General features: G+C 58.9%; 28 protein-coding genes. 13 read left to right on the forward strand and 15 right to left on the reverse strand.

Annotated elements, in window-relative coordinates; genetic code table 11:
* Positions 1–135: 135 nt before the first annotated feature.
* The 3 genes from ACGJAX_RS28915 to ACGJAX_RS28925 all read left to right on the forward strand — a co-directional run bounded on the left by ACGJAX_RS28915 (position 136) and on the right by ACGJAX_RS28925 (position 1,843).
* Positions 136–267, forward strand: a complete 132-nt coding sequence (locus ACGJAX_RS28915) for a hypothetical protein (protein WP_281198496.1) — start codon at positions 136–138, stop codon at positions 265–267.
* A 36-nt stretch (positions 268–303) separates the two neighbouring features.
* Positions 304–540 (forward strand): hypothetical protein, encoded by a 237-nt coding sequence (locus tag ACGJAX_RS28920; protein WP_247257678.1) that lies wholly within the window; start codon positions 304–306, stop codon positions 538–540.
* Between the two features lie 103 nt (positions 541–643).
* Positions 644–1,843 (forward strand): MFS transporter, encoded by a 1,200-nt coding sequence (locus tag ACGJAX_RS28925; protein ID WP_090324340.1) that lies wholly within the window; start codon positions 644–646, stop codon positions 1,841–1,843.
* On the opposite strand, the gene arfB is transcribed toward ACGJAX_RS28925, so the two are convergent.
* From arfB to ACGJAX_RS28970, 9 genes are all read right to left on the reverse strand, one after another.
* Positions 1,840–2,253 (reverse strand): alternative ribosome rescue aminoacyl-tRNA hydrolase ArfB, encoded by a 414-nt coding sequence (gene arfB / locus ACGJAX_RS28930; RefSeq protein WP_090324341.1) that lies wholly within the window; start codon positions 2,251–2,253, stop codon positions 1,840–1,842. The genes ACGJAX_RS28925 and arfB overlap by 4 nt on opposite strands.
* Positions 2,254–2,989: 736 nt before the next feature.
* On the reverse strand, positions 2,990–3,658 hold the full coding sequence (locus tag ACGJAX_RS28935; RefSeq protein WP_390956979.1) for a DUF4225 domain-containing protein: 669 nt from the start codon (positions 3,656–3,658) through the stop codon (positions 2,990–2,992).
* The gene (locus tag ACGJAX_RS28940) at positions 3,651–4,151 is read right to left on the reverse strand and encodes an Hcp family type VI secretion system effector (RefSeq protein WP_247257676.1); all 501 of its coding nucleotides are present in this window, start codon (positions 4,149–4,151) and stop codon (positions 3,651–3,653) included. Before ACGJAX_RS28940 ends, ACGJAX_RS28935 begins: the two co-directional genes overlap by 8 nt.
* Positions 4,152–4,377: 226 nt before the next feature.
* Complete coding sequence (locus ACGJAX_RS28945; protein WP_390956980.1) at positions 4,378–5,793, reverse strand: amino acid permease; 1,416 nt, start codon at positions 5,791–5,793, stop codon at positions 4,378–4,380.
* A gap of 862 nt (positions 5,794–6,655) precedes the next feature.
* Positions 6,656–7,867 (reverse strand): 23S rRNA pseudouridine(2605) synthase RluB, encoded by a 1,212-nt coding sequence (gene rluB / locus ACGJAX_RS28950; protein WP_090324361.1) that lies wholly within the window; start codon positions 7,865–7,867, stop codon positions 6,656–6,658.
* A gap of 231 nt (positions 7,868–8,098) precedes the next feature.
* The gene (scpB, locus tag ACGJAX_RS28955) at positions 8,099–9,088 is read right to left on the reverse strand and encodes an SMC-Scp complex subunit ScpB (protein ID WP_390956981.1); all 990 of its coding nucleotides are present in this window, start codon (positions 9,086–9,088) and stop codon (positions 8,099–8,101) included.
* Between the two features lie 11 nt (positions 9,089–9,099).
* A complete protein-coding gene (locus ACGJAX_RS28960) occupies positions 9,100–9,858 on the reverse strand; it encodes a ScpA family protein (RefSeq protein WP_174552501.1) in 759 nt (252 codons plus the stop codon).
* A 60-nt stretch (positions 9,859–9,918) separates the two neighbouring features.
* The gene (locus ACGJAX_RS28965; RefSeq protein ID WP_090327507.1) at positions 9,919–10,548 is read right to left on the reverse strand and encodes an L-threonylcarbamoyladenylate synthase; all 630 of its coding nucleotides are present in this window, start codon (positions 10,546–10,548) and stop codon (positions 9,919–9,921) included.
* A 13-nt stretch (positions 10,549–10,561) separates the two neighbouring features.
* Positions 10,562–11,425, reverse strand: coding sequence for a PHP domain-containing protein (locus ACGJAX_RS28970; protein WP_247257674.1), 864 nt, complete (start codon positions 11,423–11,425; stop codon positions 10,562–10,564).
* A gap of 87 nt (positions 11,426–11,512) precedes the next feature.
* On the opposite strand from ACGJAX_RS28970, the gene ACGJAX_RS28975 reads away from it, so the two are divergent.
* The 6 genes from ACGJAX_RS28975 (at position 11,513) to ACGJAX_RS29000 (ending at position 15,787) form a co-directional block, all read left to right on the forward strand.
* Positions 11,513–12,109 carry a septation protein A gene (locus ACGJAX_RS28975; protein WP_247257673.1) on the forward strand — a complete coding sequence of 199 codons (597 nt, stop codon included), beginning with the start codon at positions 11,513–11,515 and terminating at the stop codon, positions 12,107–12,109.
* A gap of 1 nt (position 12,110) precedes the next feature.
* Positions 12,111–12,410, forward strand: coding sequence for a YciI family protein (locus ACGJAX_RS28980; RefSeq protein WP_008156126.1), 300 nt, complete (start codon positions 12,111–12,113; stop codon positions 12,408–12,410).
* Between the two features lie 110 nt (positions 12,411–12,520).
* Positions 12,521–12,934 (forward strand): translation initiation factor 2, encoded by a 414-nt coding sequence (locus ACGJAX_RS28985; RefSeq protein WP_247257672.1) that lies wholly within the window; start codon positions 12,521–12,523, stop codon positions 12,932–12,934.
* Between the two features lie 7 nt (positions 12,935–12,941).
* A complete protein-coding gene (locus ACGJAX_RS28990; protein WP_027922300.1) occupies positions 12,942–13,619 on the forward strand; it encodes a response regulator transcription factor in 678 nt (225 codons plus the stop codon).
* Positions 13,620–13,821: 202 nt separating this feature from the next.
* Positions 13,822–14,271, forward strand: coding sequence for a Spy/CpxP family protein refolding chaperone (locus ACGJAX_RS28995; RefSeq protein WP_090324368.1), 450 nt, complete (start codon positions 13,822–13,824; stop codon positions 14,269–14,271).
* Positions 14,272–14,443: 172 nt separating this feature from the next.
* Positions 14,444–15,787, forward strand: coding sequence for a HAMP domain-containing sensor histidine kinase (locus ACGJAX_RS29000; RefSeq protein WP_247257670.1), 1,344 nt, complete (start codon positions 14,444–14,446; stop codon positions 15,785–15,787).
* 108 nt (positions 15,788–15,895) lie between these two features.
* Here ACGJAX_RS29000 and ACGJAX_RS29005 read toward each other — a convergent pair whose 3' ends face one another.
* Positions 15,896–16,462, reverse strand: a complete 567-nt coding sequence (locus ACGJAX_RS29005) for an NAD(P)H nitroreductase (RefSeq protein ID WP_247257669.1) — start codon at positions 16,460–16,462, stop codon at positions 15,896–15,898.
* A 121-nt stretch (positions 16,463–16,583) separates the two neighbouring features.
* Here ACGJAX_RS29005 and ACGJAX_RS29010 point away from each other — a divergent pair, with 121 nt between their 5' ends.
* Positions 16,584–18,038 (forward strand): TrkH family potassium uptake protein, encoded by a 1,455-nt coding sequence (locus ACGJAX_RS29010; RefSeq protein ID WP_390956982.1) that lies wholly within the window; start codon positions 16,584–16,586, stop codon positions 18,036–18,038.
* Here ACGJAX_RS29010 and ACGJAX_RS29015 read toward each other — a convergent pair.
* Positions 17,995–19,053 carry an AraC family transcriptional regulator gene (locus tag ACGJAX_RS29015; RefSeq protein ID WP_247257667.1) on the reverse strand — a complete coding sequence of 353 codons (1,059 nt, stop codon included), beginning with the start codon at positions 19,051–19,053 and terminating at the stop codon, positions 17,995–17,997. The two genes, ACGJAX_RS29010 and ACGJAX_RS29015, sit on opposite strands and share 44 nt — an antisense overlap.
* Before the next feature lie 160 nt (positions 19,054–19,213).
* Between ACGJAX_RS29015 and ACGJAX_RS29020 the strand changes: the two genes are divergently transcribed.
* Positions 19,214–19,525 carry a DUF962 domain-containing protein gene (locus ACGJAX_RS29020; RefSeq protein ID WP_247257666.1) on the forward strand — a complete coding sequence of 104 codons (312 nt, stop codon included), beginning with the start codon at positions 19,214–19,216 and terminating at the stop codon, positions 19,523–19,525.
* An 18-nt stretch (positions 19,526–19,543) separates the two neighbouring features.
* The gene (locus ACGJAX_RS29025) at positions 19,544–20,134 is read left to right on the forward strand and encodes an HD domain-containing protein (RefSeq protein ID WP_390956983.1); all 591 of its coding nucleotides are present in this window, start codon (positions 19,544–19,546) and stop codon (positions 20,132–20,134) included.
* Positions 20,135–20,172: 38 nt separating this feature from the next.
* Here ACGJAX_RS29025 and ACGJAX_RS29030 read toward each other — a convergent pair whose 3' ends face one another.
* Positions 20,173–20,988: a UDP-2,3-diacylglucosamine diphosphatase gene (locus ACGJAX_RS29030; RefSeq protein ID WP_247257664.1), complete on the reverse strand. Its 816-nt coding sequence runs from the start codon at positions 20,986–20,988 to the stop codon at positions 20,173–20,175.
* A gap of 180 nt (positions 20,989–21,168) precedes the next feature.
* On the opposite strand from ACGJAX_RS29030, the gene ACGJAX_RS29035 reads away from it, so the two are divergent.
* Positions 21,169–22,062, forward strand: a complete 894-nt coding sequence (locus tag ACGJAX_RS29035) for a DMT family transporter (protein ID WP_247257663.1) — start codon at positions 21,169–21,171, stop codon at positions 22,060–22,062.
* On the opposite strand, the gene ACGJAX_RS29040 is transcribed toward ACGJAX_RS29035, so the two are convergent.
* The 3 genes from ACGJAX_RS29040 to ACGJAX_RS29050 form a co-directional block, all read right to left on the reverse strand.
* On the reverse strand, positions 22,056–22,343 hold the full coding sequence (locus ACGJAX_RS29040) for a SelT/SelW/SelH family protein (protein WP_247257662.1): 288 nt from the start codon (positions 22,341–22,343) through the stop codon (positions 22,056–22,058). The genes ACGJAX_RS29035 and ACGJAX_RS29040 overlap by 7 nt on opposite strands.
* 92 nt (positions 22,344–22,435) lie before the next feature.
* Positions 22,436–23,695, reverse strand: a complete 1,260-nt coding sequence (locus tag ACGJAX_RS29045) for a FimV family protein (RefSeq protein WP_390960022.1) — start codon at positions 23,693–23,695, stop codon at positions 22,436–22,438.
* A 127-nt stretch (positions 23,696–23,822) separates the two neighbouring features.
* On the reverse strand, positions 23,823–24,257 hold the full coding sequence (locus ACGJAX_RS29050; RefSeq protein ID WP_090324385.1) for a MarR family transcriptional regulator: 435 nt from the start codon (positions 24,255–24,257) through the stop codon (positions 23,823–23,825).
* Positions 24,258–24,330 lie beyond the last annotated feature (73 nt).

Here is a 24,330-nt window from a genome sequence, read left to right on the forward strand (position 1 = left end):
GTCTAGACAATCCCATCCGTCGAAACAAATGGATATAAAAGTCTGTTTGTCATTTCTCCTGCTGTATCCTGCCCAGGCTTTTTTAAAAGCGCGGATCTACCAGATCTGTCAACAGACTTAGCGAGGAGCGCGACTATGCACGAGATTCCCAATCTCCCCTTCCCAAGCCTGCACGAACCTGAGCAGACGACCACGCAACAAGCCGGTGCCCAACAGCCCCAGCCGAAAGAAGCCACTGACAGCCGCAAGGCCGACAGCGAAGACTGAAACACCCGCCGTACAGACCGTGTGGAAAGCGCTAACATGCGCTTTCCACACAGCCTGAACCCTGAGCCCCGCACCATGACCGATGATTTCACGCCTCCTTTTGATGAAGCGCTGCAGGCCAGCGTCCTGATCGGCACCGCCGAGAAAATGATCGAAATCTGGAATCGTCTCCCGCCGGAAAAACAAGCCGCCTTGCTGGCTCGATTCGGCAGCGAAGAAAATGCGTTGGCCGCTCTGGTCACTACGCAACTGGTTGCACCGGCCAAGCCCTGAACGATCCCGTTCGGCAAATAGTTTTACTTTTTTCACAACCCACGACCGTCTACGCCGTTATCATAAGCAGCCTATCTATCTGCTTCCCCGTGGACCTTTACCCATGTCTGAAAACCAGCGCCCCCTGGCGGTCACGCTGCAAGTTGTCTCCATCGTCCTGTTTACCTTTATCGGCTACCTGAACATCGGCATTCCCTTGGCCGTATTGCCGGGCTACGTCCACAGCGACCTCGGCTTTGGCGCCGTGATCGCTGGATTGGTCATTAGCGTGCAATACCTCGCCACCCTGCTCAGCCGTCCGTACGCCGGGAAAATCATCGATAACAAGGGCAGCAAACTGGCGGTGATGTATGGCCTCGCCGGCTGCGGCTTGAGTGGTGTGTTCATGTTGATTTCAGCCTGGACCCAAAGCCTGCCGATGTTGAGTCTGATCAGCCTGCTGGTCGGCCGCCTGGTGCTCGGCAGCGCGGAAAGCCTGGTGGGCTCCGGTTCGATTGGCTGGGGCATCGGCCGGGTTGGCGCGGCGAACACCGCCAAAGTCATCTCCTGGAATGGCATCGCCAGTTATGGCGCACTGGCGGTCGGTGCGCCGTTGGGGGTGCTACTGGTCAATCGAATGGGCTTGTGGAGCATGGGCGTGAGCATCGTGCTGCTGGCCGCTTTGGGACTGTTGCTGGCGTGGCCGAAAACCGCTGCGCCGATTGTGGTCGGTGAGCGTTTGCCGTTCATGCATGTACTCGGGCGGGTGTTGCCCCACGGCTGCGGACTGGCCTTGGGCTCCATCGGTTTCGGCACCATCGCCACGTTTATCACCCTGTATTACGCCACCCGGCATTGGGACAACGCCGTGCTGTGCCTGAGCCTGTTTGGCGCCAGCTTCATCGGTGCACGGCTGTTGTTCGGCAACCTGATCAACCGTCTCGGCGGCTTTCGTGTGGCGATTGCCTGCCTGTCGGTGGAAACCCTGGGGCTGTTGCTGCTGTGGCTGGCACCCGACGCGCATTGGGCGCTCGCGGGCGCGGCGCTCAGTGGCTTTGGCTTCTCACTGGTGTTTCCGGCGCTGGGGGTCGAAGCGGTCAACCTCGTGCCTGCTTCCAGCCGTGGTGCGGCGGTTGGCGCCTATTCGCTGTTCATTGACCTGTCGCTGGGGATCACCGGGCCCTTGGCCGGCGCGATTGCGGCAGGCTTCGGTTTTGCTTCGATCTTCCTGTTCGCCGCCCTCGCCGCCTTGAGCGGTTTGATGCTCAGCATCTACTTGTACCGGCAGGCGCCGAAACAGCGCGAAGCGCGAGAATCCCGCTAGAAATCGACCTTGCCGCGCCCGGCCTTGATGTTGCCGCGCTTGCTCTTGGATTCGAGCCGACGGGTCTTCGAACCGAGGGTCGGCTTGGTCGGGCGACGTTTCTTTTCGACCTTGGTGGCGCTGAGGATCAACTCGGTCAAACGCGCCAACGCATCGGCCCGGTTCTGTTCCTGGGTCCGGTATTGCTGGGCCTTGATGATCAACACACCTTCGCTGGTGATGCGGCTGTCGCGCAACGCCAGCAGCCGCTCCTTGTAGAACTCGGGCAAGGACGAGGCCGGAATGTCGAAGCGAAGATGCACCGCGCTGGAAACCTTGTTGACGTTCTGCCCACCGGCGCCCTGGGCGCGAATGGCGGTCAACTCGATCTCGGCATCCGGTATGTGCACGTTGTTGGAAATCACCAGCATGGAAAAGGGGTCCGGGGTGGGGAGCGTTCAGGATACCGCGATAGCGTTTTGAATAGGGGACAATCACTGGTGCAGGCGAAATTGAAAAAGCCTTTGTCGGATTATTCTTACAGTGTTGTCGGATTTACAAAAGGGATGTTGCATTGTTTCCAGTGACCACACTAATCTAAGACTTCACACCAAGCCGATTACTTAGATAATGAATTTTGAGTATATTCGATATCATATTGCGGTTACTCTTTTGGTTTTGGGGTCCTCGGGATTACCCACACTCGCCATTGTATTCTGCATAAATAAAGTAATTCAAATAAATGAAGAACATCTAAAAATCGCATATCTTACAACCTACATAGCACTTGTTTTAATTGGACTACGAATTTATATACCTAGAATGCGAGGAATGACATAACACTCGCATAAGTCACTACAGACTACACAACCACCTCATCCAACGCACCCAAAAAAACAAGACCTTACAACCCATGAACATTGAAAACATTCGATATCATATTGCAGTCACCTTCATGGTTTTAGGCTGTTCCGGACTCCCCACCGGAATTATTGTGTTCGGCATCAGAAAACTAATCTACATAGATGAAAGCAATCTAGACATAGCCTATCTGACAACCTACATAATTCTAGTTATTTGCGGCTTAAAGATTTACATCCCTAGAATGCGTGGAGTGATATGACCAAATTCGCCTCCTAAAATACTTTCTAGAGTTAGAGCAAAAGATCAATCTGACAGCATTGAGTCTATCGTAAAAAAATCAACTAATACTTCAAAAAACAAAGCCAACCTACCACTCTGTCGATAAGCCATCTCATAGTTAATTGGATCACGCCTGAACAACTCCACCGAACCAGGCTTTGACACCGGCCTAAAAACCCCGATTGCGGAAAGAAACAAGTCCATTGAGTAGTAAACCATGTCACCCTTTTCATCAAACATATCCCTATAAAAATACCTAACAGGCCCAACCGTGCTCGGAGCACCCGGCCCACGATAAATATTTCCGAAGCTTTCATAGATATTATTTGCTCCATGCCCAACCATGAGGGTGCCTGGAATCACACCGAGCCCTCCCGGAGTTCCGATAATCGTAAACCCCGTCCTAATCTGCATCACCCCCGCCACAACCCCAACACCATTTTGAAGATAAAAGCGCGCCTTTGCCGACAAGTCTTCATATTCGGCTCTTATTTCCTGCACGGCCTGCCACGCACTGATAACCCCCTCATCAACCGCCTGAATCACTTCATCAACATAGGCGGCGACCATCGAACCAAATCGAAGCCGTGCAAAACCGTCAGGAATATACGCCATGCCAATGGCGCATCCCGCTGCAACCAGATCAGAAGCAGACCTGGTTACATCATGAATATCGCAGGAAGATTCAGTCACCCTCTTTCATCCAGTTGCTATAAGCACTGGTGGCCGCTGGAACATGCGCCCAGGCAATATTTCCGTATCGGATAGACACCAACTCTTGCGGCTCGGCATCATTCATGCGAATGGCATGGGGAACCTGCTGGCTGATATGCGCAATACGCGCATCGGTGAGGTGTATCGAATAATATCGTTCTTGACCTCCGGTCGAGGAGGTTCGGTATAAATTGATGATGCAGTCCAGTTCTTCACCTTCATGCAGCGCACTTGCCAGCAGAGGCGATGATTTATCGATGGCTTTGGTAATCATGATCGGCATATGCCTGCCGCGACCGCCTGTAACACTGCCATCATTACCCGTGAGCATATCGTGCGAGTAGGCCAACACCATGATTTCATCCTGATGGCCGAGTTGGCACTTGTTGCCGATAGAGCGTTGGCCTGAGCAGCCCGCCGAAATCAAACCTTGTCGCTTACCGGTGATACTCATGTAACTTTGACTCGCCACAATCAGCACTCCTTGGTTAATGGGAGCGCCCGAGTCTAGGGCAAACACAAGCAGGCAGGGTGTAGGCCCGTTCTGAATTCATCCGTTTTATTAAAAGTTCCGAAATGACTGTAGTAATCGACACCCGACTTTGTAGGAACCGGACTTCAGTGCAATCGCAAAATAAAAACATCAAGAACAAAAAAACCCGGCACATGGCCGGGTTTGTTGTTTCTATGCTCTACGCTTATTTCGCGCTTGCAGCCTGCAACGCCTGTTGCGCACTGCGCTTGTTCTTGATGCCGTAACAGACCCACATGAACACGATCCAGACCGGAATCGCGTACACCGAGATCTGGATCCCCGGGATCAACAGCATCACGCCGAGGATGAACACCACGAACGCCAGGCAGATGTAGTTACCGTACGGGTACCACAGGGCCTTGAACAGCGGCGTCTGGCGGGTCTTGTTCATGTGTTGGCGGAACTTGAAGTGCGAGAAGCTGATCATCGCCCAGTTGATCACCAGGGTGGCCACCACCAGCGACATCAGCAATTCCAGCGCGCTTTGCGGCATCAGGTAGTTCAGCAGCACCGCAATCAGGGTCACAGCGGCCGAGGCCAGGATCGAACGCACCGGCACGCCGCGCTTGTCGATCTTCGACAGCGCTTTCGGCGCATCGCCCTGTTCGGCCATGCCCAGCAGCATGCGGCTGTTGCAGTAGGTGCCACTGTTGTACACCGACAACGCTGCCGTCAGGACCACGAAGTTGAGGATGTGCGCGGCGGTGCTGCTACCCAGCATCGAGAACACCTGGACGAACGGGCTGCCGCTGTAGGAATCGCCGGAGGCGTTCAATGTGCCCAGCAGGCTGTCCCATGGGGTCAGCGACAGCAGGATAACCAGCGCACCAATGTAGAAAATCAGGATGCGGTAGATCACCTGGTTGATGGCTTTGGGGATCACGGTTTTCGGCTTGTCGGCTTCGGCTGCGGTGAAACCGAGCATTTCCAGGCCACCGAAGGAGAACATGATGATCGCCATGGCCATCACCAGGCCGCTGACACCGTTCGGGAAGAAGCCACCGTGGGACCACAGGTTGCTCACCGACGCTTGTGGGCCGCCGTGACCACTGACCAGCAGGTAGCTGCCCAGGGCAATCATGCCGACAATCGCCACGACCTTGATGATCGCGAACCAGAACTCGGCCTCGCCAAAGACTTTGACGTTGGCCAGATTGATCAAGTTGATCAGCATGAAGAAGGCAGCAGCCGTGACCCAGCTCGGGATGTGCGGCGCCCAGTAGTGAATGTATTTGCCAACGGCGGTCAGCTCCGACATGCCCACCAGGATGTACAGGATCCAGCAGTTCCAGCCCGACAGGAAGCCGGCGAAACCGCCCCAGTACTTGTGTGCGAAGTGGCTGAAAGAACCGGCCACAGGCTCTTCAACGATCATTTCGCCCAGTTGGCGCATGATCATGAAGGCAATGAAGCCGCAAATGGCGTAGCCAAGGATCATCGACGGACCGGCGGATTTCAGTACCCCGGCCGAGCCGAGGAACAAACCGGTACCAATCGCGCCACCAAGGGCAATCAGTTGGATGTGGCGATTTTTCAGGCCGCGTTTCAGCTCGCCTGAATGCGAGTTTTGTCCACTCATGAAAAGGGTCTCACGCAAGGTTTGATGATGTTCAGTCGACGTTGCTGCTCAGGAAAGACGTTAAGCGGCACCGATCAAACCCCAGCGCAGGCACCAGGAGTTCAGCGTATTTACAACGGTCATGCGTCACCTGTTTGTTTTTATCTGTGACGAAATCGAACCCGACGCGCTCGTGACGCGGCGGAGTGAACAAGGCGGATAGCCTCGAGGTTTGCGCAGGTGCGCAGGAGGTCACAGGTAAAACGCGGCGCATTGTACACCGCTAACCCCCTGCTGCCAGACACCGCTGAATCAGCGTGTCGGTTGCCGGGATTGCCCGTGTCCACCCCGAATGGCTCGGGCGGCTGCAAAAAAGGGCTCAGACCCTTGCGGGTCATTGACGGGGACGGCAGAAAACTCGTCCCATGCAGAGAGGTGAAAACGGATTGCGGCGTTCATTGCGCCTCCTTCTTGTTATGCACCTGCACGACAGGCATGGCGCGCATAACACCCTGCATGAGGCGTTCAAACAAGCGGGTTAGAGCCCTCGATGGAGACTGAACGGGAGGTGAAGTGGAAGAATTTTCTTACAGCCTCAGAAGAGTGAGGATTTCACGGGGATAATCCGTGGATTCCGTCAGATTTTCTTTACAGGGTGTAACGACGGATTTCCATTTCCAGTATGGCGGCGTTGCGCCTGACGCCTTCGCGGGCAAGCCCGCTCCCACACTGATCTCTGGCACTGCTCAATTTCAGCTACACCCAATAACCCTGTGGGAGCTGACCTGCCAGCGAATAGGCTCTCAAAAACAACACATCGCTTAAACCAGGCGAAAAAAAACGCCAACCCGAGGGTTGGCGTTTTTTATGAAGCGCTTACCGATCACTCCGGCTTGCGACGACCAAACCCCGGACGCTGGCCCGAACCGGCCGGTGCGCCGCGACGCTTGCCGGAAGGCTTGTCACCCTCGACCAGCTTGATCCCCGGACGCTTCGGTGCCGGCTTGGCCGGGCGCTTGGTGTCGGCCGGACGATCGGCGACTGGCGTACCGCGACCTTCGCCGCGCTCGGTGCGGCCATTGGCCGGACGTGGCGAACGTGGACCGCGCTCACCGTCCTGACGCGCGGCAGGCTTGCGACCCGGACGCTCGCCTTCGATCTGCGGCTCGCGGCTTTCGCGTGGCGCGGCCGGCGCACCAGCCGCCGGACGCAAGGTACGTACACGCTCGGTCTTGGCCATCGGACGCGACGATTTGCGCTGCATACGCTCAAGCTTGTCTTTGCTCTTGGCATTCAGTTGCGGCATGGCCACCGGGGTCAAGCCAACTTCGGCACTGAGAATGTCGACTTCGTACTGGCTCATTTCGCGCCAGCGCCCCATCGGCAGGTCGGAGTTGAGGAACACCGGACCAAAACGCACGCGCTTCAGACGGCTGACCACCAGCCCCTGGGACTCCCACAGGCGACGGACTTCGCGGTTGCGACCTTCCATCACCACGCAGTGGTACCAGTGGTTGAAACCTTCGCCACCCGGGGCCTGCTGGATATCTGTGAAACGCGCCGGGCCGTCTTCGAGCACAACGCCCGCTTTCAGGCGCTCGATCATCTCGTCATCGACTTCGCCACGTACACGCACGGCGTATTCGCGGTCCATCTCGTAGGACGGGTGCATCAGGCGGTTGGCCAGTTCACCGTCGGTGGTGAACATCAGCAAACCCGTGGTGTTGATGTCCAGGCGACCGATATTGATCCAGCGCCCTTCTTTCGGACGCGGCAGCTTGTCGAACACGGTCGGACGACCTTCCGGATCGACACGGGTGCAGATCTCGCCGTCGGGTTTGTTGTACATGATCACGCGGCGTACCGACTCGGCGGCTTCTTCGCGCTTGATCACCTTGCCATCGATGGTAATGGCGTCGTGCATGTCGACACGCTGGCCAAGGGTGGCGTCTTTGCCATTGACCTTGATGCGGCCGTGGCTGATCCAGGCTTCCACGTCACGGCGCGAGCCGACGCCGATACGGGCGAGGACCTTTTGCAGTTTTTCGCCTGCTGGGCCGATTTCCTGGTCGTCTTTCTGGTCGTTGATACTCATCTGGGCACCTCCCGGTGTGGTCTGTCCAGGCGTGGCCTGGAACGTTGCAAATCTGTGTACCTGGGCGAAGGGATCGCCGAAGGGTCGCGAATCATACGCTCATCAGGGCGTTTGCGCATCAGAGACTAGTTGATCCGCCAAAGCTTAATGGCTTTTCCGCCGACCGGTGATTGGGTGATGTTTTACCAAAGCCCGCTCCCACAGGGGGATTGGGTGGTTACAGGATTGCGGTCAGTCTTCGAATTCGCGGCGTTCGGCTTCGATGGCTTCGGCTAAAGCCAGTGCTTCGGCCTCTTCATCGCTGAGCTCGGGTTTCGGCTGTTCCAGGGCAGCGACCGCCGCCAGCAGTTTTTCCCGAGCTTCGGCGACACCAAGAATGTCGTCTTCCTGCTCCGGCTCGATGTCGGGTTCGGGCTCGACTTCAAGGTCAGGCTCCGGCTCGATCTGCGCGACTTCGGTGCCCGGCTGAACATCAGCGAACTCCGGATCAGTCACGGATGCCTCGCCATCGCGCAACAAATCATCGAAATCGGTCTTGATCCCCTCCTCCATGCTGTCAAGTTCCAGCAACAGCGTATGGAAACTGGTTTCTTCCTTGGGCTCTTCCGGCTCGGCGCTGGCGTCCGCCAATTCTTGCAGACCGGCAGGCACTGGCGCGTCGTCGAAATCGAGCACCGGATCGGGCTCCAGTTCGCGCAGTTCGGCCAGCGGTGGCAAGTCGTCGAGGTTCTTCAGGTTGAAGTGATCGAGAAACGCCTTGGTGGTGGCGAACATCGCCGGTTTGCCCGGCACGTCGCGGTATCCGACGATGCGGATCCACTCACGCTCCATCAGTGTTTTTACGATCTGACTGTTGACCGCCACACCCCGTACGTCTTCGATTTCGCCACGGGTGATCGGCTGGCGATAGGCGATCAGGGCGATGGTTTCGAGCATGGCGCGGGAATAGCGCTGCGGGCGTTCTTCCCACAAACGACCGACCCACGGCGAGAACTTTTCGCGGATTTGCAGGCGATAACCGGACGCAACTTCCTTCAGTTCGAAGGCGCGGCCATCGCAAGACTTGGCGAGTATCGTCAGCGCTTTCTTGAAAACCGGTGGCTCCGGCCGTTCGCCCTCTTCGAAGAGTTCGTACAGGCGCTCCAGGGATTGCGGTTTTCCCGAGGCCAACAGAAAGGCTTCGAGCAAAGGTGCCAGCTCGCGGGGTTCACTCAGGTTCATGATTCAACTCGTTATTCGGCTCGGGCTCGCACATGGATCGCTGCGAACGGCTCATTCTGCACCAGCTCGACCAAGGATTCCTTGACCAGCTCGAGGATCGCCATAAAAGTCACTACCACTCCCAGACGCCCTTCTTCGGCGGTGAACAGCTCGACGAACGGCACAAACCCGCCGCCCTTGAGCCGTTCCAGCACATCGCTCATGCGTTCGCGGGTGGACAGCGCCTCGCGGCTGACCTGGTGGCTTTCAAACATGTCGCCGCGACGCAGCACTTCGGCCATGGACAGCAGCAGTTCCGACAACCGCACGTCCGGCAGCAACTTGCGCGCCCGGGCTTCCGGGGCGTCGAGCTTGGGCACCAGCACATCGCGACCGACGCGACTCAGCCCGTCGATGCCTTCGGCAGCGGCCTTGAAGCGCTCGTACTCTTGCAAGCGGCGGATCAGTTCGGCGCGCGGGTCCTCTTCCTCGTCTTCGACGGTTTCGGCCCTGGGCAACAGCATCCGCGACTTGATCTCGGCCAGCATCGCGGCCATCACCAGGTATTCGGCGGCCAGCTCCAGGCGCACCGACTGCATCAACTCGACGTAGCCCATGTACTGGCGGGTGATTTCCGCCACCGGAATGTCGAGGATGTTGATGTTCTGTTTGCGGATCAGGTACAGCAGCAGATCCAGCGGGCCTTCGAAGGCTTCGAGAAAGACTTCGAGCGCATCCGGCGGGATGTACAGATCCAGCGGCATCTCCATGACCGCCTGGCCGTACACCATCGCGAAGGGCAGCTCTTGCTGGGCTCCGGCCTGACTGTCGACGGGTTCTACTGCAGACATCTAGGCTTCGGCCATGAACGGCGCGGGATCGCCGCAACCGACGCGGATCACTTCCGGCTCGCCGTCGGCGAGATTGATCACGGTGGACGCCTTGACCCCGCCGAAACCGCCGTCGATGATCAGGTCAACCTGATGCTCAAGCACCTGGCGCATTTCATAGGGATCGGTCATCGGGTCGGTTTCGCCGGGCAGTATCAGGGTCACGCTCATCAGTGGCTCGCCGAGCTCTTCGAGCAGCGCCAAGGCAATCGGATGGCTGGGCACCCGCAGGCCGATGGTGCGTTTTTTCGGGTGCAACAGCAGGCGCGGCACTTCACGGGTGGCGTTGAGAATGAAGGTGTACGGGCCCGGCAGATGGGCCTTGAGCAGGCGGAAAAGGCCGGTGTCGATCTTGGCAAACAACCCCAATTGCGACAGATCGCTGCAAATCAGCGCGAAGTTGTGCTTGTCATCCAGCCCACGCAAACGCCGCACGCGTTCCACGGCGGTCTTGTCGCCGATCTGGCAACCGATGGCGTAAGCCGAGTCTGTGGGATAAATCACCACCCCGCCTTTGCGGATGATTTCGACCGCCTGTTTGATCAGGCGCGCTTGCGGGTTTTCCGGATGAATCTGGAAAAATTGACTCACATTCTCTACCTGTTCAGACGGCGGCAATAATTGGGTCATGCTTGAATCGACACCAAAGTGGTGGCAGATCCTCCGGGACCGGGCGGTACTCACCGATCTCGGACCAGCCTCCAGGGCCATGAAAATCACTGCCGGCGCTGACCAGCAGACCAAACTCCCGGGCGAGAATGGCCAGGCTGCCCACTTGCTCGGCGGGCTGATGACCATTGACCACTTCAATCGCGTGGCCCCCTGCTTGAATATAGTCGGCAATCAGGCGGCGACGCTTGCTGCGAGTGAAATCATAGTGCCATGGGTGCGCCAGACTGACCCAGGCCTTGGCCGCGCGCAGGGTTTCGACCGTCTCTTCCAGGGTCGGCCAATGTTGCTTGACGTCGCCCAGCTTGCCGGCGCCCAGCCATTTGCGGAACGCTTCGGCACGATCCTTGACGAAACCTTCGCGCACCATCCAGTCGGCAAAGTGCGGGCGGGCCGGCGCGTTGCCGCTGTCACCCAACTCCTGCTGGATCTCCCGTGCGCCTTCCAGCGCGCCCGGCATGCCTTTGAGCGCCAGTTTTCGGCTGATCTCCTCCGAACGCAGCCAGCGGCCATCACGCAATCGGGCAATGGCCTCGACCAGCGGCGCGGCATTCACGTCAAAACCGTAACCCAGCACATGAATGGTCGCGCCACCCCAGGTGCAGGACAACTCAACGCCGTTGACCAGTTGCATCCCCAGCGCGCTCGCCGCGTCGCGCGCCTCATCGAGGCCCTCCAGGGTGTCGTGATCGGTCAAGGCCAGGACTCGCACGCCTTTCTCGAACGCACGCGCAACCAGAACCGCAGGCGCCAGGGCGCCATCGGAGGCCGTGCTATGGCAATGCAAATCAACATTCACGGGGCTTTGTAACCTCAAATCAGCTGGCGCTATCGCGCGCCCATATGTTTGTTATTATGCCGCCACATCCTGCTTCTGGCTGCCACTGTGAAACAATTCATCGATTTCATCCCGCTCCTGCTGTTTTTCATCGTCTTCAAGATCGATCCACGGGTCGTCGACATTGCCGGCCACGAGGTCACTGTAGGCGGTATCTACAGCGCCACCGCGATGCTCATCATCAGCTCCCTGGTGGTCTACGGCACGCTGTTCATCAAACAGCGCAAGCTGGAAAAGAGCCAGTGGCTGACCCTCATTGCCTGCCTGGTCTTCGGCAGCCTGACCCTGGCCTTCCACAGCGAGACGTTCCTGAAATGGAAAGCCCCGGTGGTCAACTGGCTGTTCGCCCTCGCGTTCATCGGCAGCCATTTCATCGGTGATCAGTTATTGATCAAACGCATCATGGGCCACGCGCTGACCCTGCCGGAACCGGTCTGGACGCGCCTGAACATCGCCTGGATCGTGTTTTTCCTGTTTTGCGGTGCCGCCAACCTGTTTGTCGCGTTCACCTTCCAGAGCTACTGGGTCGACTTCAAGGTCTTCGGCAGCCTGGGCATGACGCTGCTGTTCCTGGTCGGCCAGGGCATCTACCTGTCCCGCCACCTGCACGACGCCGATACCACTACGCCAAAAACCGAGGACTGACATGCTTTACGCAATCATTGCCACAGACGTCGCCAACTCCCTGGAAGCCCGCCTGGCCGCCCGGCCTGCGCACCTTGAGCGCCTGCAAGTGCTCAAGGGCGAAGGTCGCATCGTATTGGCCGGCCCGCATCCGGCTGTCGACAGCAATGATCCGGGCGCGGCGGGTTTCACCGGCAGTCTGATCGTTGCCGAATTCGACTCCCTGAGCGCCGCCCAGGCCTGGGCCGACGCCGATCCGTACATCGCTGCGGGCGTCTACGCCAACGTTTCGGTCAAGCCGTTCAAGCAAGTCCTGCCGTAATTCCCCCTCCCGCGATGAACCTTATCGGTTCATCGCGCTCTCAATCGCTCATTATTCCCGTTTGCCGGCCGACAAACTGCCCAATACTCGTATTGGAACCAGGAGTCGCGATGCGCAAGGGTCCGTTGTGTCTGATGTTGGTCACGTTATCGATCGTGGTCCCCGCCCACGGTGAAGAAAGCGCCAGCGGCGGTAGTTCGACGCCGCTGTCCCTGAGCGCCGGCAGCCAGATCACCGAGTTGCAGCAGCGCTTGAAAGAGAGCGAACGGCAACGGGAAGAATTGAGCAAACAATTGCAGAATGCCGATGGCGAACGCGAAAGCCCTGTGCTGGCCCGTTTGCGCCAGGAGAACCAGCGCTTGAAGCTGCAACTCAAGGAGGCCCAGGCCAGCAGCCCTCTGCCGCGCTTGCTGACCGACCAGCAACAATGGTTCGTCATTGGCGCAGGAGTTGCGCTATTGGCCCTGCTCTGCGGTATCTTCGCCAGTGGTGCAAGTCGAAAACGTCGACAATGGCTAAATTGAGTGAGTCATGAGCGAGCTGTTACTTATTGATGATGACCAGGAGCTGTGCGAGCTCCTGAGCAGTTGGCTGAGTCAGGAAGGCTTTCAGGTCCGTGCCTGTCACGATGGTCAGAGCGCCCGTCGTGCACTGGCCGAAACGTCCCCGGCAGCCGTCGTGCTGGATGTGATGTTGCCGGACGGCAGCGGCCTGGAACTGCTCAAGCAACTGCGCAGCGATCACCCGGACTTGCCGGTGCTGATGCTGTCGGCCCGTGGTGAACCGCTGGACCGCATCCTTGGTCTGGAGCTGGGCGCCGACGATTATCTGGCCAAACCTTGCGACCCTCGGGAACTGACCGCGCGCCTGCGAGCAGTGTTGCGCCGCAGCCACCCGGCGGCCGTTTCCAGCCAACTGGAACTGGGCGATTTGTGTTTCAGCCCGGTGCGTGGCGTGGTCAGCATCGACGAACAGGAATTCACCCTCACCGTCTCCGAGAGCCGCTTGCTGGAAGCCCTGCTCAAGCAACCCGGCGAGCCACTGGACAAACAGGAACTGGCGCAAATCGCCCTTGGCCGCAAACTGACCCTGTATGACCGCAGCCTGGACATGCACGTCAGCAACCTGCGCAAGAAGATCGGCCCGCACCCCGATGGCCGTCCGCGCATCGTCGCCCTGCGTAGCCGCGGTTACTACTACAGCCTGTAAACCGAGAAAGAGCTGGCCGACTGCAACCTATGGCGAGGGAGCTTGCTCCCTGGCCACAGACCGACGCCCCACATGGCGTTATGTCAGGTCGGCGCAAAACCATCTTTACCCAAGCTTTACGCTCCACTGACCGCCGCTGACCTTGATCTCCGTAATCTGTACTCATCCGGAACGTACCGGGAACGAGACAAGGAGATTCACCATGCGCAAGACTCTTATCGCTCTGATGTTCGCCGCCGCCCTGCCGACCGTTGCCATGGCCATGCCTGAAGGCACCGGCCCGATGGGTGGGCCAATGGACGGTTCGCGCCACGGCGGTCAGATGCACGGCATGCACGGCAAAGGCCCGTACAGCCAACTGGACCTGAGCCGCGAACAGCGCGACCAGATCCGCAAGATCATGGGCGAGCAGATGCACGAGCGTAAGCAACTGGTGGAGAAGTACCTGGAAAAACTCTCGCCAGCCGACCAGAAGGCGATGAAAGACGAAATGGCCGCCAACCACAAGAAAGCCGAAGCCGACGTCCGCGCCCTGCTGAAGCCGGATCAACAGAAGAAATTCGACGAGATCCAGAAGCAACAGGCTGAGCGCCGCGCCGAATGGGCCGAATTCCAGGCCTGGAAAGCGCAACAACAGCAAAAAGCGCAATAATGCGTTAACCCCCGGACCCAATGGCTCACCCCGTTGGGTCTGCTGCTTTTGAAAATGTGGGAGCGAGCCTGCTCACGATTAGCGTTCTTTCAGTCACGTTGATGTTGAATGTGCCGACGCTTTCGCGAGCAGGTCGCTCCCACACTGGTTTGTGTCAGTTCGAGGATTTTCTGTGCGCTCATTGTTCTGGCGTATTCTGGCCAGCTTCTGGCTGGCGATCGCTTTGGTTGCAGGACTCTCCATTCTGCTGGGGCACATGCTCAATCAGGACGCGTGGATTCTCAGTCGCCATCCTGGCCTCAACACCCTGGCCCAAGAGTGGACGCAAACCTACGAGAGCCAGGGTGAGGATGCTGCCCAGGACATTCTCGAACAGCGCAAACGCCAGTATCACATCGATGTTCAAGTGCTCAACGAAAGCGGCGATCCAGTGGTGCGCGGTACTTTCCCCCGCCGCGCGGCGGCCTTCGAAGCACGCCAGAACAATGATGACCGACGCCTGCCATGGCGCCGTCTGACCGCGGAATACACCAGCGAAAAAACCGGTGACACCTACCTGCTGATTTATCGTATTCCACACCCGGAACTGGACGCCTGGCACCGCGAAAGCCTGCTCTGGCCGCTGAGCGCACTGGGGATCGCCCTGGTGGTGCTGACCCTGTTCAGCTTGTTCGTCACCCTTTCCATCACCCGCCCCCTCAGCCGTTTGCGCGGTGCCGTGCATGATCTGGGGCAAACCACTTACCAACAAAACAGCCTGGTCAAACTGGCCAACCGCCGCGATGAGTTTGGCGTACTGGCCACTGACTTCAACCGCATGGGTGCGCGCCTGCAAAGCCTGATCGGCAGCCAGCGACAGTTGCTGCGCGATGTATCCCACGAACTGCGTTCTCCCCTCGCACGGCTGCGCATTGCGCTGGCCTTGGCCGAACGGGCGACACCGGAAGAACGGCAGAAACTCTGGCCGCGACTGACTCGCGAATGCGACCGACTCGAAGCGCTGATCAGCGAAATTCTGGTACTGGCACGGGTCGATGCCGATAACGCCAGCGCTGAAGAGGTCGATCTCAATGCCTTGCTCACAACGTTGCAACGGGATGCGCAATTGGCATCACCGGAGCAAAGCGTAAGACTGGAGGCCGAGTCGCAACTGAACCTCAAAGGCTGGCCGACCATGATTGAGCGCGCCGTGGACAACCTGCTGCGCAACGCCCAACGCTTCAACCCGGTGGGCGGGCAACCGATCGAAATGCTGGCATTGCGTCAGGGTGAACGGATCATGGTGACCGTGCGCGATCATGGGCCTGGCGTCGACGCCGAACACCTGCATCAACTCGGCGAGCCGTTCTACCGCGCACCGGGCCAGACGGCGGCAGGTCATGGTTTGGGTTTAGCCATTGCACGACGGGCAGCGGAGAGACATGGCGGCAGTCTGGTGCTGGCCAATCACCCGGAAGGCGGGTTTATCGCGAGTCTGGAATTACCACTCGTCCCCGGCGCAATGGTCCAACCCTGACCCCCTGTGGAAGCGAGCCTGCTCGCAAAAGCGGCAGTACATTCACAATCAATGTGACTGAAACACCGCTATCGCGAGCAGGCTCGTTCCCACCTTTGATCGAGGTCGTCACGCTTTACCGGGCCAGGCACTGACAAATTCAGTCAGGTCGACTTTCTCCGCAACGCGCGGTTCTTTCTGCGGCGTGCCCAGGTACAGAAACGCAATCACCTCTTCCCCTTCAGCCAGCCCCAGGCCCTTGGCCACATGCTCCGAATAGGCCAGGTCGCCGGTGCGCCACACCGCGCCAATGCCCTGCGCATAGGCCGCCAGCAAAATCCCGTGGGCCGCGCAGCCAGCCGCCAGCAACTGCTCGGACTTCGGATACTTGATGTGATCCTGCAAGCGTGCAATCACCACGACCACCAGCGGTGCCCGCAGCGGACCGTTGCGCGCCTTGTCGATGACCGCCTCGCTGACGTCGCCATCCTGCAGCTTCGCCGCCTCTGCCAGCAGCTCACCCATTTGCTCGCGCGCAGCACCTTCGACCGTCAGGAACCGCCAAGGCTGCAAATGACCGTGATCGGGTGCACGCATGGCCGCGGCAAACAGCGCTTCGCGCTGCTCGGCGGTGGGGGCCGGCTCGACCAGACGTGGGACGGAAACACGGTTGAGCAATACGTCGAGAGCCTGCATCGGCCACCTCCTGAAAAATGTGTGCGGCTATTCTAGCGGTATCTACCGCCAGAGTGCCGGTTTACATGCCCCGCACCGCAGGTAGAATGGCGCCCTTTCCCCTATCAGCCGAGCGGACCTCATGGCGTTGCCGACCTTACGGATCATTGGTTTCATCATCGGCATCTTCCTGATAACCCTGGCCATTTCCATGGTCGTCCCCATGGCCACGCTGGTGATCTTCGACCGCACCAGTGATCTGCCGTCGTTCCTCTGGGCCAGCATGATCACCTTTGTCGCCGGCCTGGCCCTGGTGATTCCCGGACGTCCCGAACACATACACCTGCGTCCCAGGGACATGTATCTGCTGACAGTCAGCAGCTGGCTGGTGGTGTGCATCTTCGCCGCAATGCCGTTTCTGCTGACCCAGCACATCAGCTACACCGACTCGTTCTTCGAAAGCATGTCGGGCATCACCGCCACCGGCTCAACGGTGCTCAGTGGCCTGGACACCATGTCCCCCGGCATTCTGATGTGGCGCTCGTTGTTGCACTGGCTCGGCGGCATCGGTTTCATCGGCATGGCGGTGGCGATTCTGCCGCTGCTGCGCATCGGTGGCATGCGCCTGTTTCAGACCGAGTCATCGGACCGATCCGAAAAAGTCATGCCCCGTTCGCACATGGTGGCGCGCTTGATCGTCGCCGCCTACGTCGGCATCACCATTGTCGGCAGCCTGGCGTTCTGGTGGGCCGGGATGAGCCTGTTCGATGCGATCAACCACGCGATGTCGGCGATTTCCACCGGGGGTTTCTCCACCTCCGACCAGTCCTTGGCCAAATGGACGCAGCCGGCGGTGCACTGGGTGGCGATCGTCATCATGATTCTCGGCAGCCTGCCGTTCACCCTGTATGTAGCGACCCTGCGCGGCAACCGGCGGGCGCTGATCAAGGATCAACAGGTTCAAGGCTTGCTCGGCATGTTGCTGGTGACCTGGCTGGTGCTCGGCACCTGGTATTGGTGGACCACCAAACTGCATTGGCTGGAAGCGCTGCGACATGTGGCGCTGAACGTGACGTCGGTGGTGACGACCACTGGTTTCGCACTGGGAGACTACAGCCTGTGGGGTAATTTCTCGCTGATGCTGTTCTTCTATCTGGGCTTTGTCGGCGGTTGTTCCGGCTCGACGGCCGGCGGGATCAAGATTTTCCGTTTCCAGGTGGCCTACATCCTGCTCAAGTCCAACCTTAACCAGTTGATTCACCCGCGCGCAGTGATCAAGCAGAAGTACAACGGTCACCGACTCGATGAAGAAATCGTGCGTTCGATTCTGACCTTTTCGTTCTTCTTCGCCATCACCATCTGCGTGATCGCGCTGTTGTTGTCGCTGCTCGGAGTCGACTGGATGACCGCCCTCACCGGTGCCGCCAGCACCGTGTCCGGCGTCGGCCCCGGCCTGGGTGAAACCATCGGCCCGGCCGGCAACTTCGCCTCTTTGCCAGACGCCGCCAAATGGATTCTCTCGTTCGGCATGCTCTTGGGCCGACTCGAGATCATTACGGTGTTTGTTCTGTGTATTCCGGCGTTCTGGCGTCACTGACCGGCGGCACTTCCATCAGCCGCGCCCGGTACTCGCCGGGGGTGGCATCGAACCAGCGCCGGAAGGCGCGGAAGAAGTTGCTCGGATCAGCGAACCCCAGCAGGTAGGCAATTTCCAGCAAGGTCATGGTCGGCTGTGCCAGATACTGCTCGGCCAGTTCACGCCGGGTGTCGTCGAGCAACGTTTGAAAACTCGTGCCCTCTTCCTGCAAGCGTCTCTGCAAAGTACGTTGCGACAGGTGCAGCGTTTGCGCCACGGCGTCGCGCTTGGGTTCGCCCTGTGGCAGCAAGCGGCACAACACCTGACGCGCCTTGTGGGTCACGCGACTCTCGGAAAATCGGGCCAGGTATTCGCCGGCAAAGCGGTCATGCAGCAGCGCCATGGCCTCGTTAGCCGTCGGCAGCGGTGCTTCCATATCCGATCGCTCGAAAATCAGCGCATCGTAAGGCGCGTTGAACACCAGCGGCGCATGAAAGGCTTGTTTGTAAGGTTCGAGATTCGCCGGTTGATCGCCCTGGACCAGCACCTTGCGCGGGTGCAGCGTGCGTCCGGTCAGCCAGCCGCACAGCGCCAGGGCGCAGGCCAGTGAAGCTTCGGCGCTTTGGCGGGTGGGTGGTAAATGGTCGCCGTGGACCGTCAGGATCAGCGCATACCCCTCATCCAGCAGTCGGAAACTCAGGTCGGCGCTTTCAGCGATGATTCGCTGGTAACGCACCAGGCGCTTGAAGCCTTCGGCCAGGGTCTGACTGGACATCAAGGCGTAACCGGTTACATGAAACTGCGCGGGCCGCACCACCTTGCCCATGTTCAGGCCAATCGCCGGGTTGCCGGACAGCTCAACCGCGCGCTGCCAAAGTCGTGTCATGGAGTCCTGCGGGAACCGCGCATCCGGATCATCCAGTGCCTCGAAGTCGAGCCCCAGCTGTTTGAACAGAACCCGGCAATCCAGGCCGTCCATTTCCAGTGCTTTGACAATCCCCATCGCCCAGCTTGCAGAAGTCGTTCGTTCGCTCATGTCGGGTTCTTACATGATGAGCCGCCGGTCACGGCCAATTTCCCAAGGATACTAAAGTGGCGCCTATTGTCACTGGCTGATGCCTTTGATCACTCTAGACTCAAATAAGCTACCCGCAGAACAACTTGCAGCCAGAACAATAACCACAGAGATCGCAGTCGTGGAAAACGTCAAACGATTCAACAGCTTCGCTGAGTTTTACCCGTATTACCTCAGCGAACACAGCAACAGTACTTGCCGACGAATGCACTTCATCGGCACGACTTTGGTTATTTTCATTCTGGCGTTGACCATCGGTCGGGGCGCCTGGATGCTGTTGTGGGCTTTGCCGCTGGCCGGTTACAGCTTCGCCTGGGTCGGACATTTCTTCTTCGAAAGGAATCGCCCGGCAACCTTCCAGCATCCCTTCTACAGCCTGCTCGGCGATTTCGTGATGTATCGCGACATGATTCTGGGACGCGTACCGTTCTAGAGGACAAGAGGATTGCCGATGAATGCCAATGCCCGTTTCACCCACATGAAGGACGGCACCCAGGAAGACTGGGCGATCATTGCTGCCGATTTCAGTGCCTATGCCCGCCAATTACCAACACGAATCGCGGCGCACCTGAAGTTGTTGGAGGGTGATTTTGGCGGCTTTCCGGTGGACCGCCTGACCCACTCGCTGCAAACCGCCACCCGCGCCTGGCGCGACGGCCGGGATGAAGAGTACGTGGTCTGCGCCCTGCTCCATGACATCGGCGACACCCTGGGCTCCTACAATCACCCGGACATCGCTGCCGCCATTCTCAAGCCGTTCGTCAGCGCCGAGAATTTGTGGATGGTCGAGAAACACGGGATTTTCCAGGGCTACTACTTCTTCCATCACCTGGGCATGGACCGGCACCTGCGTGAGCAATTCAGCGACCACCCGCAATACCAAGCGACGATCGAGTTCTGCGCCAAGTACGATGCCGCGGCGTTTGATCCAGCGTATGACACGCTGCCGCTGAGCTTCTTTGAACCGATGATGGCGCGCTTGTTTGCACAGCCGAAGTACTCGATCTACAAGGCGGCGATGGAAGAATATTCATCCGTCTGACAGACCTCGGGATGAGGCCAGTACAATCAGCGCAATGTTCACGCCGGCTCGGCCACTTTCAACGTCTTCAACTGCGCCTCCCGCGCCTGGGCATCGGCCAGGCGATACAACTCGATCGTGCCATCCCAATGCTCGATCAACGCCGTGCACGACTCCACCCAGTCCCCGCAATTGAGGTAGTCCACCTCACCGACCTTGCGGATCTCGGCGTGGTGAATGTGCCCGCATACCACGCCATGCAGCTCGCGTTTGACACACTCATGGGCAATGGCTTCTTCAAAATCGCTGATGAAGCTGACGGCGGTTTTCACCTTGTGCTTGAGGTACGCCGACAGCGACCAGTAACCATAGCCATAACGGGCACGCCAATGGTTGAGCCAACGGTTGAGGGTCAGGGTGAATTCGTAGGCCGAGTCGCCGAGAAACGCCAGCCAGCGGTGATAGCGGGTGATCACGTCAAACTGGTCACCGTGGATAACCAGCAGGTGCCGGCCGTCAGCGGTCACGTGCACCGCTTCGTCCACCAACTGGATGTTGCCCAGAATCAGCTTTGAATAGCGGCGCAGGAATTCATCATGGTTGCCGGTGACGTAGATCACCTCGGTACCGCGCTTGGCCATCGTCAGCAAGCGCCGGATCACATTGGTGTGCGCCTGCGGCCAGTACATGCCGCCGCGCAGTTTCCAGCCGTCGATGATATCGCCCACCAGATAGATTTTGTCTGCGTGGTACCCCTTGAGAAACTGCGACAGGTGCTCGGCCTGGCAATCGCGCGTGCCCAAATGCACGTCGGAAATCCATAGGGTCCGTACTCGTTGTTTACGGCTGGGTTTGGCGAGCTCGGCGCTGGTCATGGGCAACCCTCAGGACTGGTTTTTGCCAGCTTGCGCCGGGCGGGTTAATAGCCCATGACAGGGGCAAGTCAGTCTTGTGACAACGCGAGGCAGCCGACAAACTGTGAGCGTCTGGCGACAGACACGACGGTATCGGGCGCGGTTAAATGGCCTGGCTCACAATGCTTATCAAGGACTGTAATGACTCCCCGAACCGCCCTTGGCGCCCTGCATATCGGCGCACTGATGTTTGGCCTGACCGGCGTGTTCGGCAAACTCGCCGCGGCTTCGCCGGCCATCATCGTTTTCGGCCGTGCGGCCTTCGCAGTACTGGCGCTGGCATTCTTTGCGCGATTCGCCAGCCAGCACCGCTGGCAAAAACTTCAAGCCGTGGATTGGCGTCGACTGTTGCTCAGCGGTCTGTTGCTGGCCGGGCATTGGGTGAGTTTCTTCATTGCGGTGAAAGTGGCTGGCGTGGCGATTGCAACGCTGGGCTTTGCCAGTTTCCCGGCCTTTACGGTCATCCTCGAAGGCCTCATTTTCCGCGAGCGCATCCGCGCCAATGAAATCCTGCTGGTCGTGCTGGTCAGTATCGGGCTGGTACTCGTGACGCCAGCGTTCGATCTGGCCAGCGGCGCTACCACTGGCCTGCTCTGGGCAGTGGCCTCAGGTCTGTTGTTTGCCCTGCTGTCGCTGACCAATCGCGTCAGTTCCGGCCGCATTCCGCCAGTGCAGGCAGCGTTGTGTCAGAACGTGGTGGTCGCCCTGTGCCTGTTGCCGGTGGCGGCGCCGCAATTGAGCGAGGTGCGTGCCATCGACTGGCTGTGGATCGGCCTGCTCGGGGTGTTCTGCACCGGGGTCGCCCACAGTCTGTTCGTCGCGAGTCTCGCCGTGATCAAGGCGCGTACCGCCGCCGTGGTCTTTGCCCTGGAGCCGGTTTACGGCATCACCGTGGCCTGGCTGTTATTCGATGAAAACCCGACCCTGCGCATGTTGCTGGGCGGTGCGCTGATCATCATCGCGATTGTGGTGTCCAGCAGGCTTGCGGGTGGTTCGAGCAAGAAAGCCGTCGCCGCAGAGGCCGCCTCTCACTGAGTGCGGTCGTTGTGTCCGAGGTCGCGGTCCGGATCGATTTGATCGCGGACCCGCTGTTTCAGAACCTTGGCCTCGGGAAAGCCACCGTCAACCTTGCGCTCCCAGATCTGCACGTCGTCACAGAAAATATGAAAGACCCCGCCCGTGCCTGGTACCAGGGACACCTTTCCCAGATCGTCACCGAAAGTGCTGAGCAGTTCCTGGGCGAGCCAGGCAGCGCGCAACAACCACTGACATTGGGTGCAATAGGTGATGACGATTTCCGGTTTGTGCGCGGTCATGAAAGACAGGTTCCCTGAGGCAGAAAGACTGACGTTTGAATGCGGTCCAGCTTACAACACATGACACCTGTACAGGATTCGCGCGGCCGGTTTCAGCGGTTTGGCGGCGGTGCCAGGTGCAGCGGTTCAAGGCCGGACAACTGACCGGGCTCTGCGAATTCATCGAGAACGATGTCGTCCTCGGTTTGGAGGACAGGCTCGATGTCCCATTCAACCCCCGGCTTTGCCAGTAACCACTCACTCGATGGCAGCGCGGCGGGTGGCGGGTTTTCGCTCGGGGCAGTCAAGTCCCAGTTAGCATCCATCGACAGGTCATTCAGGTTCAACTGGAACTCGTCGCCAGGCATGGCGCCCCCTTCAAGTACATCCCTTGCAGGTGTTTCTTCAGCGGGAGTGGCAACCGGCTTCAGTAATGACATTGGCAGCAATGGTTCCTCAGATCGGTTCAGCATCGGTTCTTGCTTGCCAGTGGGTTCGGAGACAGCCTGGAATGGCTGGCGGCGACGCCGAATAAACCAGGCCAGCAGAAGCAACGTCACCAGCATCAGCGACCCACACATCAATAGCCAGTCCGTTCCGGGCTTTTCAATAATGACAGGAGCCGGTGCCGTCACCTCCGGTTCAATCGGCTTCGTTGTCGCCTGCCGGACTTCTGCCAACCGGGCCTGTAGCTCGGCCACCTGCTTTTTCTCAGCGGAAAACTGTTCATCCGTTGCCTGAAGCTTCGCCTTGAGCTCATCGATGGTTGCCTGCAACTGCTGGTTTTGCACAACGCTGGCGGCCATTTGCTCGGCGAGGGGATCCATCGCCGGCGTGGCGGGGACACTGGTGGGTTCCTTGCGCTCCGGCACTGTCGCAACGGCCGGTTGCACGTCGGGAAATTCTGAAGAGGCTTGGCTGACCAACGGCTCATCCGTCGCCGGCACAATCGCAGGTGAACCCGGAGGGTCGATCAGCAGGGTGTACTCGCGCAGTACACGGCCGTTGGCCTGATTGAACTGAACCAGGAAATTGAGGAAAGGTTCATCGACCGGTTTGCGCGACGTCACCCGAATCAGGCTGCGGTTGCCCCGCAGGATCGGCGTGAACTTCAGATCGTTGAGAAAGATTCCTCGCTCGACACCGGCCCGGCTGAATTCGTCCGCCGTCGCCAGGCTGACCGACAGCTCACCCTCTTGCAGGCCTGCGGCATCCACCAGCGCAATGTCGGCTCGCAACGGCTGATTCATTGCCGAGTGAACGGTAATCTCACCGAGGCCCAGCGCTGACGCCAAGCCCGAATAAATGACAATGGCACTGACCAGCAACAATCGGGTGCAACCCCGAACAACGAAAAGCCGACTCTCAAGCATGAGCATCCCTTGGGTAACCAGAACCAACCTGCACGTGTTCGCACCTGCGGTACGAACACGATATTGCGCAGTAGTTCTTATAGTCTGCTCAACGCGGCCTCTCAGAAGTCTGGCGCGGGGTTATGCCTCAAGATTTTTCAAGGTTGGCCAGGATGTGCCCGTGCACCCGCATGCACACCGCCAAATCCGCCTCATCGACACCTTCGAACAGCTCGTGGCGCAGTTGCGTGGCAATGGTTTCAATTTGTTCGATCAGGGGGAGCGCCGGGGCGCAGAGGACGATTTTCTTGGCTCGACGATCTTCCAGCACTGCTTGACGCTGCACCAGGCCCTGACTTTCCAGGCTATCGAGCAGTCGGGCCAGGGTGGGGCCTTCTACGCCAACACTTTGCGCCAGTTCACGTTGGGTCGGGGCTTCATCGAAACGCGCCAGGTGCAGCAGCACCAGCCAACGCGCCTGGGACAGTCCGAGGCCGGCCAGTCGGCGGTCGAGTTCGGCACGCCAGCCCCGCGACATCTGGGCCAGTTGCATGCCAAAGCGGTGTTGATCGGTTAACGGCATAAAACACTCATGATTAGACAGAAATAGAGAAATACTAATTATTAGTCAGCTAAGCATGAGCCTTGCCTTGAGG

The sequence above is a fragment of the Pseudomonas moorei genome (genome assembly GCF_042846945.1).
Classification (GTDB): Bacteria; Pseudomonadota; Gammaproteobacteria; order Pseudomonadales; family Pseudomonadaceae; genus Aquipseudomonas; species Aquipseudomonas moorei.

Coding starts and splice junctions, on each gene's coding strand:
- ACGJAX_RS29025 (WP_390956983.1), top strand. CDS start 19,544: ATGAATGCCAATGCCCGTTTCACCCACATGAAGGACGGCACCCAGGAA.
- ACGJAX_RS28960 (WP_174552501.1), bottom strand. CDS start 9,858: ATGGTGTACGGCCAGGCGGTCATGGAGATGCCGCTGGATCTGTACATC.
- ACGJAX_RS28925 (WP_090324340.1), top strand. CDS start 644: ATGTCTGAAAACCAGCGCCCCCTGGCGGTCACGCTGCAAGTTGTCTCC.
- ACGJAX_RS29015 (WP_247257667.1), bottom strand. CDS start 19,053: ATGAGCGAACGAACGACTTCTGCAAGCTGGGCGATGGGGATTGTCAAA.
- ACGJAX_RS28915 (WP_281198496.1), top strand. CDS start 136: ATGCACGAGATTCCCAATCTCCCCTTCCCAAGCCTGCACGAACCTGAG.
- ACGJAX_RS28920 (WP_247257678.1), top strand. CDS start 304: ATGCGCTTTCCACACAGCCTGAACCCTGAGCCCCGCACCATGACCGAT.
- scpB (WP_390956981.1), bottom strand. CDS start 9,088: ATGAACCTGAGTGAACCCCGCGAGCTGGCACCTTTGCTCGAAGCCTTT.
- ACGJAX_RS29010 (WP_390956982.1), top strand. CDS start 16,584: ATGGCGTTGCCGACCTTACGGATCATTGGTTTCATCATCGGCATCTTC.
- ACGJAX_RS29030 (WP_247257664.1), bottom strand. CDS start 20,988: ATGACCAGCGCCGAGCTCGCCAAACCCAGCCGTAAACAACGAGTACGG.
- ACGJAX_RS29040 (WP_247257662.1), bottom strand. CDS start 22,343: ATGACCGCGCACAAACCGGAAATCGTCATCACCTATTGCACCCAATGT.
- ACGJAX_RS29035 (WP_247257663.1), top strand. CDS start 21,169: ATGACTCCCCGAACCGCCCTTGGCGCCCTGCATATCGGCGCACTGATG.
- rluB (WP_090324361.1), bottom strand. CDS start 7,867: ATGAGTATCAACGACCAGAAAGACGACCAGGAAATCGGCCCAGCAGGC.
- ACGJAX_RS28980 (WP_008156126.1), top strand. CDS start 12,111: ATGCTTTACGCAATCATTGCCACAGACGTCGCCAACTCCCTGGAAGCC.
- ACGJAX_RS28995 (WP_090324368.1), top strand. CDS start 13,822: ATGCGCAAGACTCTTATCGCTCTGATGTTCGCCGCCGCCCTGCCGACC.
- ACGJAX_RS29045 (WP_390960022.1), bottom strand. CDS start 23,695: ATGCTTGAGAGTCGGCTTTTCGTTGTTCGGGGTTGCACCCGATTGTTG.
- ACGJAX_RS29005 (WP_247257669.1), bottom strand. CDS start 16,462: ATGCAGGCTCTCGACGTATTGCTCAACCGTGTTTCCGTCCCACGTCTG.
- ACGJAX_RS28990 (WP_027922300.1), top strand. CDS start 12,942: ATGAGCGAGCTGTTACTTATTGATGATGACCAGGAGCTGTGCGAGCTC.
- arfB (WP_090324341.1), bottom strand. CDS start 2,253: ATGCTGGTGATTTCCAACAACGTGCACATACCGGATGCCGAGATCGAG.
- ACGJAX_RS29050 (WP_090324385.1), bottom strand. CDS start 24,257: ATGCCGTTAACCGATCAACACCGCTTTGGCATGCAACTGGCCCAGATG.
- ACGJAX_RS28985 (WP_247257672.1), top strand. CDS start 12,521: ATGCGCAAGGGTCCGTTGTGTCTGATGTTGGTCACGTTATCGATCGTG.
- ACGJAX_RS28945 (WP_390956980.1), bottom strand. CDS start 5,793: ATGAGTGGACAAAACTCGCATTCAGGCGAGCTGAAACGCGGCCTGAAA.